A 15142-nucleotide genomic window follows, 5' to 3' on the forward strand; every position below is an offset into this window, starting at 1 on the left:
GCAGGCTGCCTTGCAATACCTGTACTGGCCTCATCGCCGGCAAGCCAGCTCCCACAGGGACTGCACAGGTTCCGGGCCCACGCCATATTTGTGGGAGCCGCCTTGTGTCACGAGAGCGGCGCGCTGCGCACCCGACTGTCGACAAGCACCTCCCAAACCCGCTGAACATTGGCGCCATCGGCCACCCTGCACTAGCGTTGTGCTACCAGCCAGCCCCAACGTTCATGCGGAGCCCTCACCCATCATGCCGGACCTGCGCCCGAACCCAACGCTGCGCCTGGAGTACCGTGCCGACCAGCCGATTCACCACGCCTTCCTCGAACAGGCCGGCCGCTGCCCGGATGCCACCGCCATCCTTGCCCGGCACAGCAGCTGCAGCTATGCCCAACTGGCGCAGATAAGCCAGGGCATTGCCGCGTATCTGGTAGAAAACGCTGCCAGTGGTACCGATCGTGTGGTCATCGTCGCCAGCCGCAGCGCCGCCCTGGTGTACGCCATGCTCGGCTGCCTGCGTGCCGGCCTGGCCTTTACCGTGGCCGACGCTGCATACCCTCCCGTGCGCATCGGGCAGATCATCCGTACACTGGCGCCTGCCGTGGTCCTGCGCTGTGGCGAGGCCCCCCTCGACGTCTCCGGTCCCATTGTGGTTACGGTGCCGGAAGCCCCCGCCGAGGCACTGCAAGCTTTTCCCTGGCAACAGGTCGCGCTGCCCATCGTCAACCCCGAGCAACCGGCGTACATCACCTTCACCTCGGGCAGCACCGGTGAACCCAAGGGTATCGTTACTCACCACGCGCCCCTGGTGCACTTCATCGACTGGCATGTGCGCCAGCATGGCTTTACCCAGGCTGATACTTTCTCCCTGCTTTCCGGTCTGGGCCACGACCCGGTGTACCGCGACGTGTTCACGCCCCTGTCGATTGGCGCGACCATCGCCTGCCCCGCCCAGCCGACCCTGACCGACCCGTCACAGCTGGCAGCCTGGATTCAACAGCACGGCGTGAGCGTAATCCACCTCACCCCGCCGCTGGGCAAGCTGATCGAGACCGGCGCACACATGAATGGCCAGGTACTCGATCAACTGCGCTACCTGTTCTGGGGCGGCGATGCGCTCAGCCCGGCGCTGTACCAGCAGATCCGCGCCATTGCGCCCTGCGCTGTCAGTGTCAACTTCTATGGCACCACGGAAACGCCACAAGCCATGGCCTTCCATACCCTCTCCCCTGACGGGGACAGTTCACGGGTGCCCTTGGGCAAAGGTATCGCCAATGCGCAGTTGCTGGTGGTCAACGCGGCCAACCAGCTGGTCAGCGTGGGCGAAACCGGTGAAATCCTCATCCGCAGCCCCTATCTGTCGCAGGGTTACTGGGGCGACACGGCGCTGACCGAGGCCAAGTTCATCGTCAACCCGTTCACCGGGGACGCAGGCGACCGCTGTTACCGCACCGGTGACCTGGGCACCTACCTGGCCGATGGCAGCGCCAGTTTCCTGGGGCGCGGTGACAGCCAGGTGAAAATCCGTGGCCACCGCATCGAGCTGGCGGAAATCGAGAATGCCATCACCCGTCACCCCCACATCGGCCAATGCGTGGTCGTGGCCAACCACGACAGCGCGTCGATCCGGCTGGTGGCCTATTGCGTTGGTCAAAAGCCCACCAGCGCCGATGAACTGCGCCAGGCGCTCGCCGGCCAGCTGCCGGACTACATGGTGCCAGCGCTGTTCATGTTCCTCGAGGCCCTGCCGCTCACCCCTAACGGCAAAGTGGACAAACGCGCCTTGCCTGCGCCATTTGACGACAGCGCCAGCCTTCCCTTGTCCCCCTTGGCGGAAAAACTGAGCACGGCCTGGGCGCGCATCCTCCAGGTACCGCGCCTGGACGCCAGGTTGAGCTTTGTCGAACTGGGCGGCGACTCGCTGTCGTTCGTGCAAGCCTCGCGGGTGCTGGAGGAGCTGATCGGCCACCTGCCACAGCGCTGGGAAACGCTGCCGGTGTGCCAGCTGGCCGAGCTGAATGCGCCCCCGAAAAGCGCGTGGCGGGTGATGGAGATGCCGGTGTTCGTGCGGATGCTGGCCATCATCCTGATCGTGGTCGGCCACCTGAGCGAGTTCGACCATTGGTTGATCGTCGGCGAAACATCGGTGCTGTTCCTGGTCTCCGGCATCAGCCTGGCGCGGTTCCAGCTCAAAGCCATCGAAGAGCGTGGCGATGCGCGCACGCTGCTCAGGTCGCTGACGGCCATCGTGGTGCCCACACTGCTGTACACCGCGCTGATCCAGCTGGTGTTCGACCGGTTGCACTGGCAATCGCTGCTGCTGGTGTCCAACTGGTTCCCGGCCAGCGAGGTCAGCCTGTTCAATTACTGGTACATCGAAGTGCTGGTACAGATGATCCTGATCATCGGTGTGGTGCTGTCCATCAGGCGCGTGCGCCAAGCCGTCCTCGCCGACCCGTTCCGCTGCCTGATCATTGCGGCCTGTGCGCTGGTGGCGCTGGATGTGCTGCTCAGCCGCTTCGTGTTCGACGCCAGTGCGCTGCTCAACCGGGTACCGCAGCACTTTCTGGCGGTCATGGTGCTGGGCATGGCCGTGCACCATGCCGATACCACCGCGCGCAAGTGGGTGGCCAGCGCGGTGGCCGTGCTGGTGGTCGGCGAGCTGGACCTGATGGCGGTTGCCGGCGTTGGCTGGGAGGCTTTCTTGCGTTATATCGATATCGCCCTGCCGGCGATGCTGGCCCTTATCTGGGTCCGCTCGGTGCCAGTGCCCGCCCTGGTTGCACGGGGAGGTGCGGTCATTGCATCGTCAACCTTGTTCATCTACCTGACGCATTTCCAGTTCCAGTCGCTGGCGGACCATGTTTTCAGGCATCCGCTGTTCGAGGTCGCCCTGGCACTCGCCGGAGGGGTACTGGTGGGTTACTGCTGGAACACCCTGTTGCGTCTGCTGTTTACGCGATGGAACAAGCAAAACCAGGCGCGTGGAGCCGATGCGGCCGAGCGTGCTACCTCTGCTTGAGCTGACTTGCCGGCAATGGCGCTGTGATTGCAAACCCTGAAATACTCTGCCTAAAATGCGAACCATTAACATTTGTAAACATTTTCAGGCGGCATGGATGAGCATCCCGGATATAGCTTTTACTTCTCAAGTCAGCCAGCTATACCGCGCCCAGAGCAAATGGTTGCATAACTGGCTGAAACCGCGGGTGAACTGCAGCCACCTGGCAGCAGACCTTGTCCAGGATGTGTTCGTGCGTGTCATGTCTGCAGCCGACGCCGCCGCAAAGCTGGACGCCGTGCGCGAACCCAAAGGCTACCTGGCAACCATCGCTCGCCGCCTGATGATCGATCACCTACGCCGGCTGCACCTGGAAAGGGCCTGGCTACAGGTGCTCGCCGAGCAACCCGAAGCACTGGACATCTCACCTGAGCAACGCGTGGCGTTGCTGCAAACCTTGTTCGAGCTCGACGCCATGCTAGCCGCGCTCGGGCCCAAGGTACGTGAAGCGTTTTTGCTTTCGCAGATCGATGGCATGCCCTACAAACACATCGCCACCCAGCTGGGTATTTCCGAAGTCAGTGTGCGCCGCTACATTGCCAAGGCGGCCGAGCACTGCATGATCTACAGCCTTGGGCATGGTCACTGAGCATGAACCTGAATGCCGAGCAACTGGCTTCATTGCGCCAGGCCGCGCACTGGTTCAGCCAGCTCAACAGCGGTGAGGTGCAGGCCAGTGATTACTCGGCCTGGCAACTGTGGCTGAATGCGACGCCGGTCAATGCCTGGGCCTGGCAGCAGGCAGAGCGCCTGCAAACGCGCATGGCAGCCAGCGAAAACCCGGCGTCTGCACGCGTACTGGCGCTGGCAGCCCACGGCCGCAACGCTAGCCGTCGGCGGGTGGTCAAGGCTGGCTTGATACTGCTGGGCGGCGGCGCGCTGGGCCTGGGGGGATACCGGGAGGTCAAGCAGTCTCCACTGCTGGCAGACGTGCGCACCGGCGTGGGCGAACAGCGTTCGCTGATGCTGAGCAATGGCACTGCGTTGATGCTCAATACCGCCTCTGCAGTCGATGTGGATGACGGCCTCGGCCCTGCACGCTTGCTGCTGCGCCAAGGTGAAGTCATGGTCACGGTGCCAACTCGCGAGCATTGCACGGTCAGCACCCGAAACGGCACGGTCGAGGCAGGCGAAAGCCGCTTCGCCCTGCGTTTGTTCGATGACGGCAGCAGCCTGGAGGTATTTGCCCGGCAGGCGCGTGTAACCCTGAGCTCGGGCCAGACCCTGCTGGTAAACAGCGGCGAGCGCTGTCGGTTCAACGACCAGGGCTTCGCCGCGCTGGAAACCGTCCCCTTGGCCGCAGATGCGTGGGGCCGGGGGTTGCTGATCGCCAATGACCAGCGCCTCGACGCGTTCATCAGCAACCTTTCACGCTACCGCCCGGGCTGGCTGCGCTGCACGCCAGCCGTGGCAGGCCTGCGCATTAGCGGCACCTACCGGCTCGACGATACCGACCAGATCCTGCGCGCGCTGACCACGTCACTGCCGGTGCAGGTCCAGGTGCGTACGCGTTTCTGGGTCACCATCACGGCGGCGTAAAAAAAATGCTGGGCGCCTGATCACTTTGCCAGGGGTTATCCGACTCATAGGTATCCCGACTTTTACCTATCAGAGAAACGCGACGATGACCTGCCGCTTCAACCCCAGGCCTTTCACTGCGCCAGGCCTGCGCACCTGCCTGTTACTGACTGCACTGCTAGCGGGGCCTGGCGCTGCCAGCGCCGCGCAAGCCCATGACTACCACCTGCCGCAGGGCGACCTTGGCGAAACGCTGACCCAGTTCGCTGCTGAGTCTGGCATCGTGCTGTCGTTCGACACCCACTGGACGCGCGGTAAACGTTCGCCTGCGCTTGAGGGGCGCTATGACGTCGACCAAGCCTTGCAGATTCTGCTCAGTGGCACCGGGTTGCAGGCTACCCGGGAAAGCGACGGGCGCTATTCGCTGCTGTCAAGCACCCAACAGGGCGATGCCTTGGAGTTAGCCCCCAGCCGCGTCGATGCCCTGGGGCTGGGTAACGTCACCGAGGGTACCGGCGCCTACACCACCGGCGGTTCTACCAGCGCAACCAAGCTGCCGCTGACCCTGCGCGAAACGCCGCAGTCGGTCAGCGTGATCACCCGCCAGGTGATCGACGACCATGGCTCGCAAGACATCGGCGACGTGCTGCGCAACACGCCCGGGGTTTCGGTTCAGGCTTACGACAGCGAACGCATGGAGTACTCCGCCCGCGGGTTTGCCATTACCAACTACCAGTACGATGGCATCAACACCATCTACGACGGCGTCTACGATGAGGGCGTGACCCACGTCGACATGGCCGCCTATGACCGCATCGAAGTCATCAAGGGTGCGACCGGCCTGATGACCGGCTCTGGCGACCCCTCTGCGACGGTCAACCTGGTGCGCAAGAAGCCCACTCAAGACTTCAAGGCGTCGATCACCGCCAGTGCAGGGTCCTGGGACAACTACCGTACCGAAGGTGATATTTCGGGTTCGCTCAACGACAGCGGTAGCGTGCGTGGCCGCCTGGTGGGTGCCTACCAGGACCGCAAGTCGTACCTGGACCACTACAAGCAGAAAAAGGATGTCTACTACGGCATTCTTGAAGCCGACCTGACGCCAGACACCCTGCTCACCTTCGGCATCGACAACCAGGCCACCACCCCGCGCGGGTCGTCCTGGACAGGTAACCCGACTTACTTTTCCGACGGCAGCCGCACCGATTTCTCGCGTTCGCACAACCCGGCGGCAGACTGGAGCCGCCGCGACTTCCAGTCCACCACCTACTTCACCTCACTGGAGCAGGCCCTGGCCAACGACTGGAAAGTCAAGCTCAGCCTCAGCCACATGATCAGCGATCATGACACGCGCCTGGCGTCCGCCAGCGGCGGCAACCCGGACCCGGCGACCGGCGAGGGCATGTTCCTGTACTGGGGGCGCTGGGAGGGTCACCGCGTGCAGAACACCGCAGACGTGAATGTCTCCGGCCCGTTCACCCTGTTCGGCCGCGAGAACGACCTGGTGGCAGGCTTCATGACCTCTCATTCGAAGCAGACCGGCGATACCTACGACGGCAGCGCGTTCGCCATGGTGCCCGGCTCCATCTTCGACTGGAATGGCAAACTGCCGGAACAGAACTTCCCGAAAAACGGCGACTACACCACCACGCAAAGCCAGAACGGCGCCTACGTGGCCACCCGCCTGAGGCCGACCGACAAGCTTTCGCTCATCCTCGGCACCCGGGTCAGCACCTTCAAGTACAACGATGATCAGGACTATTACCCAACGTCTTCGTTGAGCGACACCCACGCAAGCTACAAGGAACACGGTGTGGTCACCCCTTATGCGGGCGTGGTCTATGACCTGGACGACACCTACTCGGTGTATGCCAGCTACACGTCGATCTATCAGCCGCAGGTTTACAAGGACATCAACGGCGCCACCCTCGCCCCCGTCGAAGGTGACGGCTATGAAGCCGGGCTGAAGGCTGCCTGGTTCGACGGCAGGCTGAACGGCACCCTGGCGTTCTTCCGCATCGAGCAAGACAACGTCGCCTCCAACATCGGAACCAACCCGGTGACCAACGAAGGTATCTACAAGGCCATCGACGGTGCCACCACCAAGGGCGTCGAACTGGAGCTGGCCGGCGAACTGGCCCCCGGCTGGAACGTCACCGCCGGCTACACCTACGCCCGTACCCGCGACGCCGACGACCAACGGATTTTCGGCTTCCCTCTGGCAACCACCAAGCCTGAGCACGTAGTGCGGCTGTTCAACACCTACCGCCTGCCTGGCGCATTCGACCAGGTGACCGTGGGCGGTGGGCTGCGCTGGCAGAGCGGCTTCTACGGCAACATCTACAGCCCGATCGCCAACGACTACACCCGCATCAAACAAGGCGGCTACACCCTGGTGGACCTGATGGCCCGCTATCAGTACAGCGAGCACCTGAGCTTCACGGTCAATGCCAACAACGTGTTCGACAAGGTCTACCTGACCGGGCTTGGCAACTTCGATACCACGTACTACGGCGAGCCACGCAACATGATGGTGACGACGCGCTGGGACTTCTAGAGCTACTGCCTTGTGCTGCCCGTCCTGGCCTCATCGCCGGCAAGCCAGCTCCCACAAGAACCGCGCAGGACTTGAGACCTGCGCTGGGCCTGTGGGAGCTGGCTTGCCGGCGATGGGCCGCAAAGCGGCCCTGATTGCTTGACCGGCCGGTGTCAGAGCTACCCTGCCTGCACGATGATCTGGCTTTGCAGGTCGCGGATCATTGCCTCCAGCGCCGGTTTCATGGCCGTAAAGTCCTCCGGCGAGCAGACTACATCCGGGTGGCTGAACTTGAAACGCCGCTCCACCAACACTGCGTTGCCCTCTTGGGAATAACGCGCACTGTAGTCGACATTGCCGTCATGCAGCTTCACAGGTTTCGGGATTGCCAGCACGTTGACCTGGGCGGGGAACTCGAAGCGCGAGGTCTCCACCGTGTCGTTGCCAATGCACACGAAGCTCTGGCTGCGTTCCTTCTCCAGGGTGAAGCTGTAGACGTTCTGCGAGATACCGCCCGCCAGGCTGGTAAGGGTCGCCACACCCACCGGCCCCGGCAGGTTGACCAGGTTTTCCGTGTGCCCATCCACATTGCTGACAAAGTCGCCGTTGGCGGTGGGCGGCTCGATCTTGATCGAACCACTGCCACGCTGCCCATAGGCGGCCAGCACCCTTTCGACCAGCATTTCCCGGTCTTCCGGTTTCATCAACTTCAAGCCGAAGCGGCTCATCTCGCTGGCCCAGCCCTTCACCGTCGAAACATTGGTGAAGTCGGCACCACCATCGGTCTTGACCTTGAACAGCAAGTCACTGGAAACCTGGTTCAGTTGCATGGCCGGGGTTTTGCCAAACTCACCAGTGGCAGTCAGCAGCACTCGCTTGTTCAGCACGGTCAACGGCAGGTAACCGGCAGCAACCGATGGGTCAGTCGAGTCCAGGTACAAGTCCAGGCCCGGCACATAGGTGATGACATGGTTCAGCACACCCAAGGTCGGCACTTTGGGGAACACATAGGCAGTGCCCTGGTTCACCAGCGCCGGGGTGCTCTTGATGCCTGCCGCGCCCAGCAGCGCCTCCAGCAGCGCAACATGGTCCTTGCAGTCCCCGTAGCGGTTGTCCAGTACGGTTTGCGCGGCATGCGGTACCACCCCGCCAGCGCCAACGTACACCGCCACATAGCGGATGTTCTCGCGTACCCAGTCACTGAGGGTCAGCGCCTTTTCCCGCGCGGTGGGCAAGCCGGCCGTCAGGCGCTTCGCCAGTTCACTGATCTGCGGAGTGACCTCGACCGTGGCCCTGGCCTGGTAGGCCTGGGCGAAGTCCTTGAAGCCGGAGAACGTCGAAACCGCCAGGTAGTGGCCGTAGTCCAGGTACGACACTGCACCTGTCTCGATCCGCGCCCGCGCCGCCGGTACATAGTCCCAGCGATACACCGTGCGCCCTTCCCCGCTGGCGGGTGACGACGCCTTGAAACCACGGGCATCGGCCTGCAGCGGCATGCCCTGGGGCAGGTCGTAGGTCAGCGAAAACTGCCCGACCGGGTAGAACTGCGGCACGGTGATGTCTTCGAACTGCCCAGGGAAAAGCGGCGTAGCGCGGTTACGTTGATAACGCAGCACCAGCCGGTCCCCCACCGCAACCTCGGGGAAGATGACCACCTTGTTGACCGAGTCCTGGAACATCGGCGCCTGCGCAGAAGCCTGCTCCTGCTGCTCCTTGATGTGCGCGGCATCCACCTGCACTTTGCGGCCGTCGGGCTTTTGCGTGTAGGCCTCGACCACCTCCAGCGTCTCCAGCGAACGGTTGTAGCTTATCGGGTGCTGGGCATTGGTCTTGATGGCGCGTTCTTCGTTGATCAGCATGACGCTGTCGACATCAAGACGGAAGCTGCCGTCCTTCTGCACGACGAACGTCTGCGCGACCTTTTCCAGGGTGATTGAACGGTCGATACCATCGGTAAAGGCGTGGGCAAGGCCCGCCCAGAGCATTGTGACAGGCAGCAGAACAGCTGCCAGGTATGGCTTTTTAAGCATGGAGATCCTTCTCGATCAGCGGAATGCAATCGACAATGATACGCATTGGCGCCGCATGATGGCAAAGTGACAATAGTCTTTAGCGTTGTCCCGCCAGTTCGGCCAGCACTTCAGCCGAGGTCGTGACCTGGCGGAAGTGATGCTGCCACAGTTCGATACCCAGCTTGGCGGACCGGTCCAGCGAAGACCCTACCGTCATGTCCGTCACCAGGGTGGGCGTCAGCCCCGCATCGAACAGGGCAAAGCCAGCGGCCAGCACACAGGTTTCGGTCTGCAGCCCACACACCAGCACCCGCTCCACACCCAGTTGCCTGATGTACTCGATGGCTTCGGCGCTCTGCCCGTAGCCATGCTTGATGAACACCTGGTCGGCCTCGACCAGGCTTTCGTCCTCGGCCGCCGGGTGCCAGCCGAGCTGCCGCTCGAACGGCGTGACCTGTTCGTCGTGCAACTCGACCGAGGCAATGGTAGGAATGTTCGCTGACAACCGCCGCAAGCCATCGACCAGCCACTCGGGCGGGCTGAAGGTGGACTGGACATCGACGATGAGCAAAACCTGGCGCATAGCGTTCTCCCGCCATTGGCAAAATGGCGCGGAGTATACCGCGTGGCGCGGGGGCTTGATCACCAGTCGTAGGTCATCTCTACCGACGCAACCCGCTCCTGTCCGTAATAGCAGCCGAACGCATAGTTGCAGTCGGATACGTACTCGCGATCGAAGATGTTTTGCACATTCACGCTGGCCTGCAGGCCGCGCAGGCTTGGGTCGAGTTTGGCAAGATCGTAGCTGACGGTGGCGTCATACACGGCATAAGCCGGTACTTCGAAGGTATTGGCCGAGTTACCCTGCTTGCGGCCGGTGTAACGTGCGCCGGCGCCAAACGTCAGGCCATTGAGAGTGGCCTGGGTGAAGTGGTAATCCACCCACAATGTGGCAGACACCGGGGCCTGCGCCTCATTCCGGTTGCCCTGGTCGCCATAGGTGCTTTTGGTATAGAACGAGTCGATGTAGGTGGCCGCGGCCAGTACATCGACATTCTCGATGCTGGATTTGAGCTCCAGCTCCACACCACGCGAGCGCACCTCGCCATTTTGCGTCTGGTACTGCGGGTACTCGGTATCGCCGGTCAGCATGTTCTTCTGTTTCACCTGGAACACCGAAGCCGTGAACAAGGTACCGTCGACAGGCTGGTACTTCAGCCCCACCTCGTATTGCTCGCCTTCGCTTGGCTCGAACGCCTTGCCACCGCGCTCGGGCGCTGCCGTGCCCACGGTTGGCAAGAACGACTGGGAATAGCTGACATACGGCGCCAGGCCAAACTCGGTGACATAGGTAAGGCCGATGCGCCCGGTGAACTTGGTGTCGCGTTGGGAGGCAATGCTGTGCGCCAGCAGATCCTTGTTGTCGACTTCCGCCCAGTCCTGGCGCCCGCCTACCGTCAGGATCCAGTTGTCCAGCTTGATCTGGTCCTGCACGTACAGCCCCGTCTGGCGCAGGGTGTTGTCCCAACGGGTATCCAGCACCGGCGTTACGTTGCTGGTGGGGTAGTTGTTCTTGCCATACAGGTCGACCGGCAACACGTTGTAGGCGTTGTAACCATCGTACTTGCGCGAGAAGTGACGGTAGTCCGCGCCGGCCAGCAAGGTGTGCCGCAGTGCGCCCGTGTCAAAGGTGTACTCCAGGTTGTTATCGATGGTGTAGGCGATGTTGTGCTGGCGCCAGTCAAGCTTGACCCGGTTGGCGCGGGTGTAGTCGACCACATCGCCATCCGTCACAAAGCTGCGCAGGTAGAAGCCTCTGTAGCGGTCGCGCACATCGGTGTATCGCGCCGTTGAGCGCCAGGCCAGGTCTTCGTTGAAACGGTGGCTGAAGTCATAGCCAAAAATGTACTGGTTGCGCTTGTAATCGTTGTACCGCGAGTCCCCCGAAAAGAAGTCTCGGTCGATATGCTGGCCTGTCGGGCCACGCTTGAGCGAGCCGATCATCGGCAACGTCTGATAATCGGGCAGGCCATCATCACGCTGGATTTGGGCGAGCAGCGTCAGGGACGTGTCTTCATTTGGCGCCCAGGTCAGGCTCGGCGCCAGCAACAAGCGCTCGCTGTGCGAGTGAGCGACCATCTCGTTGCCTTTGTCGGCGACGCCGACCAGGCGATAGGTAAACGCCTTCTGCTCGTCCAGCGGGCCGCTGGTATCGAAGGCACCGTTGACCCGGTTGTAGCTGCCAGCGCCAAGCTTCACCTGGTTACGCTGCTCGCGGGTGGGTCGCTTGGAGACCATGTTGATCAGCCCGCCCGGCTGGTTTTGCCCGTACAGCACCGAAGAAGGGCCTTTGAGCACTTCGATACGCTCCAGCGTGTAGGGGTCGATCTGAGGTGCGCCCCCAAGGCTACCGGCATACGGCAGGTACGCGCCGTCCAGGTAGAGCGGGGTCGGGGCAAACCCGCGGCTGGTGATTTCGTCGGCAATGCTGTTGCGATCGGTAAAGCCACCGGTGGCCAGGCCCGGGGTGTAGCGCAGCGCCTGGGTCAGGTTGCGCGCGCCTTGGGCCTGCACCTGGTCGGCGGTGACCACGTTGATGGCCTGGGGGATCTCCAGGATGGGCGTGTCAGTCTTGGTGCCGGTGGCACTGCGGCTGGCAACGTAGCCATTCACCGGCCCATAGGCGGACTCCAAGGCCGCGCCGGTCACGCTGGTGGTATCAAGCTGCAGGGTCGAATCGTCACCGACCATGGGCAGCAGCGAGTAGCTGCCATTGGCCTGCTTCAACACCTGCAACCGGTTACCCGCCAGCAACTGACGCAGCCCGGCATCGGGGCTGTAGCGGCCATGCAGGCCGGGCGACTTCAGCGCCTGCACCGAAGACGGTTCAAAGGACACCGTTACCCCCGCTGCCGAAGCAAATTGGGTAAGCGCCGTGGCCAGCGGGCCGGCGGCGATGTCAAACGAAGCTTCAGCCTGGCTTTGCGCAACCGCAGGGCTGACGACCATCACCGTTGCCAATGGCGCGGCCAGCACCACACTGAACAATGCGCGATGCACTGCACGCGCCAGTCTGGTTTTGGTCGAGTTGATCAAGAAGATGCGGTTGCAATCGTTGACAGCGAGCATGCGGTTTCCTTTCGCCCTGCGGCAGTTTTTTCATTGCGCTTGGTGCGCGTCTACCTACAAGTCGAACGAGAACGACAATCGATAACCCCCCAGGCAAAAAAATCGCCGGCCTTCAGGCCATGACACTCAATCAAGCATTTTGGGGCCGCGTTGCGGCCCATCGCCGGCAAGCCGGGCTCCCAAAGGTACGGAGCAGCCCTCAAGCATTGCACTGTACCTGTGGGAGCCCGGCTGGCCGGCGATGGGCTGCGCAGCAGCCCTAAGATGCTCAACTACCGGCATCAGGCTTCAGGCAGCCTCGACGCGCGTCCAGTAGCGGCTGAAGCGACGAATGCGCACAGGCAGCGTGGTGGTCAGGTTTTCCAGGACGATATCGATGTCGCCCAAGTGAAACGCCCCGGACAGTCGCAACCCGCCCACGGCCTCATCGCAGCCCAGGTACCCGGGCCGATACCGCTGCAGCTCGCTCACGACATCAGCGAGGCGCCAGTCATCCACGATCAACATCTCGCGGGACCAGGCGTCTGCCATCACCGCTAGCGGTGTCACGTTGCCCATCTTTTCGGTACTGAATTGCAACTGTTGCCCGGCCTCTACCCGCACAGCCGCCAAGCTCTGTGCACTGCGCACTTGCACCGCATGCTGCAGCACGCACACCCGAGTAACGTCGGCGTCGCAGCGCACGATAAAACGCGTACCCAGTGCGCGGACACTCCCCTGGCCGGTATGCACGATGAACGGGCGGGATAATGCATCCGATGCGGTCTGCACCAGGATCTCCCCTTTAAGCAACTCAAGTGCGCGCCACTGGCCGTCGTAGCGAATATCAACAGCAGTGTCGGTGTTCAATTGCAACTGGCTGCCATCGTCCAGCCGCAACGAACGCTGCTCGCCAACGCCTGTGCGCACGTCGGCCATCAACCGCGCAACTCCGCCATCACGTAGCACCACACCCCCTGTCGCGCCCGCGACCAGCAGCACCGACAGCACCTTGAGTACCTCACGCCGCTTGGCCCTGGCGCTGCTTAACGTTGGCCGTGCAATACCGGGTGTGACCTGCGCCAGCTTGCCCTGCAAACGTGCCAGGCGCTCCCAGGCCTGCAGGTGTCGCGGGTCACTCAACAACCAGCGCTGATGCGCCGCTCGCGTGCTGTCATCCGCTTGGCAGCGCAGCTCGACATACCAGCGTGCGGCAGCCTCCAGGGTATTGCGGTCCAACGGTTCAGCCCCCGCCATCGTTCACGCCTCGGCCAGCATCAGGCAATGGGTCAGCGCCCGCACTGCATGCTTTTTGACGGTAGTGAGCGAAACATCCAGGCGCCGCGCGATTTCCACATAGCTCAGGCCATCGAGCTGGGCCATGAGGAAGATCTCGCGGGTACGCGTGCCCAAGCCGTCGAGGAGCCGATCAATTTCCAGCAGGGTCTCGATGATCAGCAGGCGCGCCTCGGGCGAAACCTCTACCTGCTCGGGCCGTGCCGCGAGGGTTTCCAGGTAGGCCTGCTCCACGGCACGGCGCCGGAACATGTCGATCATCAGGCTGCGGGCCACGCTGCTCAGATAAGCCCGTGGCTGTTGCAGCTCCGCGGCCTTGCGCAGGGTCAGCACCCGTATGAACGTGTCCTGGGCCAGGTCGGCCGCATGCTCCATGCACCCGAGCTTGCTGCGCAGCCAGCCGCACAGCCAGGAATGATGGTCCTCGTAGAGCGTGTGCACGGCTTTTTGCAGGGAAGGGTCAGCATAGGACATGGTAGAACCGATCAGAGCGTCTTTAATAATGACTCTCATTTAACCCGAGTCTGACCGGATTTCGCAATTGCTTTGCGCAGCGGTCATGGGAAACCAAGGTTTTCGGCAAGCCTTGGTATGCTGAGCCGACCACACGCCATCGGCAAATCGGCTCACTGCCACGCAGCCAGAGTTTCTCCCTGTCGGAAGAACGTTCTCAAGTGCTCAACGAAGCACGACACCTTGGCCGACAGGTTCAGGCGCTCCAGGTACACCGCATAAATGTCCGCGGGCGGGGTGTGGTAGTCACCCAGCACTTCCACCAGCCGCCCACTGCGCAGGTGGTCAGCCAGGTTCCACTCGGCCCGCATCAGGATGCCTTGCCCATCGAGGGCCCAGTTCAGGGCGACCTCGCCATCGTTTGTGCTCAGGCTGCCGCGCACTTTCACCGACTCGCTCTGCTTGCCACGGCTGAGCCGCCAGATGCCGAACGCGGCATCGTTCTGGCGCAACACGATGCAGTTGTGGCTGGCCAGGTCTTTTGGCGCTTCTGGGGTGCCGTGGGCCTCCAGGTAACCGGGCGCCGCGCACAACCGGCGGCGGTTGGCAGCGATCTTGCGCGCGATCAGACGCGAATCAGGCAGCTCACCAAAGCGGATGGCCACATCGATAGCGTCGTTCGGCAGGGCGATTGGGCGGTCGGTGAGGTGCAACTGCACCTCCACCTCGGGGTAGCGCCTGGCAAACGACGACACTGCCGGCCCCACATGCGTACGACCAAAACCCAGCGGCGCATTGACCCGTAGCAGGCCCTTGGGCTCGGCACGGCTGCTGGACACCTGGCGCTCCATTTCCTCGATCTCACCCAGTATCCGCCGGGCATTCACCAGGTAGGTCTCGCCCTCGGCGGTAAGGCTGATGCTGCGTGTTGTGCGGTTAAGCAGGCGCACACCCAGGCGCTGTTCCAGCTGCGCCAGGCGCTTGGAGACTGCGGGCGGTGTCAGGTTCAGTTCGCGCGCAGTACCCGCCAGGCTGCCCACCCTGATCAGTTGGGTGAAGAACGCCAGCTCCGATACCGGATTCATAATTAACCTGAGGGAAACAATGAGTTGAATTTCATTGTATTACAGCATGTTTGAAAAACCATTACCTTTTGCCCTGCGT

The 15142-nt window shown here is 62.5% G+C and carries 10 protein-coding genes; 4 read left to right on the forward strand and 6 right to left on the reverse strand.

Translation table 11 applies throughout. The features are described 5' to 3' along the window. The first annotated feature begins 244 nt into the window (after window positions 1–244). From PP4_RS16585 to PP4_RS16600, 4 genes are all read left to right on the forward strand, one after another. Window positions 245–3016 carry an amino acid adenylation domain-containing protein gene (locus tag PP4_RS16585; protein ID WP_016500356.1) on the forward strand — a complete coding sequence of 924 codons (2772 nt, stop codon included), beginning with the start codon at window positions 245–247 and terminating at the stop codon, window positions 3014–3016. Window positions 3017–3113: 97 nt separating this feature from the next. Further along, entirely contained in the window at window positions 3114–3644 is a 531-nt protein-coding gene (locus PP4_RS16590) for a sigma-70 family RNA polymerase sigma factor (RefSeq protein WP_016500357.1), read from the forward strand. 2 nt (window positions 3645–3646) lie between these two features. Then, the gene (locus PP4_RS16595) at window positions 3647–4594 is read left to right on the forward strand and encodes a FecR domain-containing protein (protein WP_016500358.1); all 948 of its coding nucleotides are present in this window, start codon (window positions 3647–3649) and stop codon (window positions 4592–4594) included. A gap of 85 nt (window positions 4595–4679) precedes the next feature. Continuing rightward, on the forward strand, window positions 4680–7130 hold the full coding sequence (locus PP4_RS16600) for a TonB-dependent siderophore receptor (RefSeq protein ID WP_016500359.1): 2451 nt from the start codon (window positions 4680–4682) through the stop codon (window positions 7128–7130). 158 nt (window positions 7131–7288) lie between these two features. On the opposite strand, the gene PP4_RS16605 is transcribed toward PP4_RS16600, so the two are convergent. The 6 genes from PP4_RS16605 to PP4_RS16630 all read right to left on the reverse strand — a co-directional run bounded on the left by PP4_RS16605 (window position 7289) and on the right by PP4_RS16630 (window position 15063). Continuing rightward, entirely contained in the window at window positions 7289–9139 is a 1851-nt protein-coding gene (locus tag PP4_RS16605; protein ID WP_016500360.1) for a DUF3857 domain-containing transglutaminase family protein, read from the reverse strand. 79 nt (window positions 9140–9218) lie between these two features. Next, window positions 9219–9704 (reverse strand): isochorismatase family cysteine hydrolase, encoded by a 486-nt coding sequence (locus tag PP4_RS16610; protein ID WP_016500361.1) that lies wholly within the window; start codon window positions 9702–9704, stop codon window positions 9219–9221. Window positions 9705–9763: 59 nt separating this feature from the next. Next, a complete protein-coding gene (locus PP4_RS16615; RefSeq protein WP_016500362.1) occupies window positions 9764–12250 on the reverse strand; it encodes a TonB-dependent siderophore receptor in 2487 nt (828 codons plus the stop codon). A 288-nt stretch (window positions 12251–12538) separates the two neighbouring features. Further along, the gene (locus PP4_RS16620) at window positions 12539–13486 is read right to left on the reverse strand and encodes a FecR domain-containing protein (protein WP_016500363.1); all 948 of its coding nucleotides are present in this window, start codon (window positions 13484–13486) and stop codon (window positions 12539–12541) included. 3 nt (window positions 13487–13489) lie between these two features. After that, window positions 13490–13999 (reverse strand): sigma-70 family RNA polymerase sigma factor, encoded by a 510-nt coding sequence (locus PP4_RS16625; RefSeq protein WP_041167783.1) that lies wholly within the window; start codon window positions 13997–13999, stop codon window positions 13490–13492. A 152-nt stretch (window positions 14000–14151) separates the two neighbouring features. After that, window positions 14152–15063, reverse strand: a complete 912-nt coding sequence (locus PP4_RS16630) for a LysR substrate-binding domain-containing protein (RefSeq protein ID WP_016500365.1) — start codon at window positions 15061–15063, stop codon at window positions 14152–14154. Between the last annotated feature and the right edge of the window lie 79 nt (window positions 15064–15142).

Origin of the sequence: Pseudomonas putida NBRC 14164 (assembly GCF_000412675.1) — a bacterium.
Taxonomy (GTDB): domain Bacteria; phylum Pseudomonadota; class Gammaproteobacteria; order Pseudomonadales; family Pseudomonadaceae; genus Aquipseudomonas; species Aquipseudomonas putida.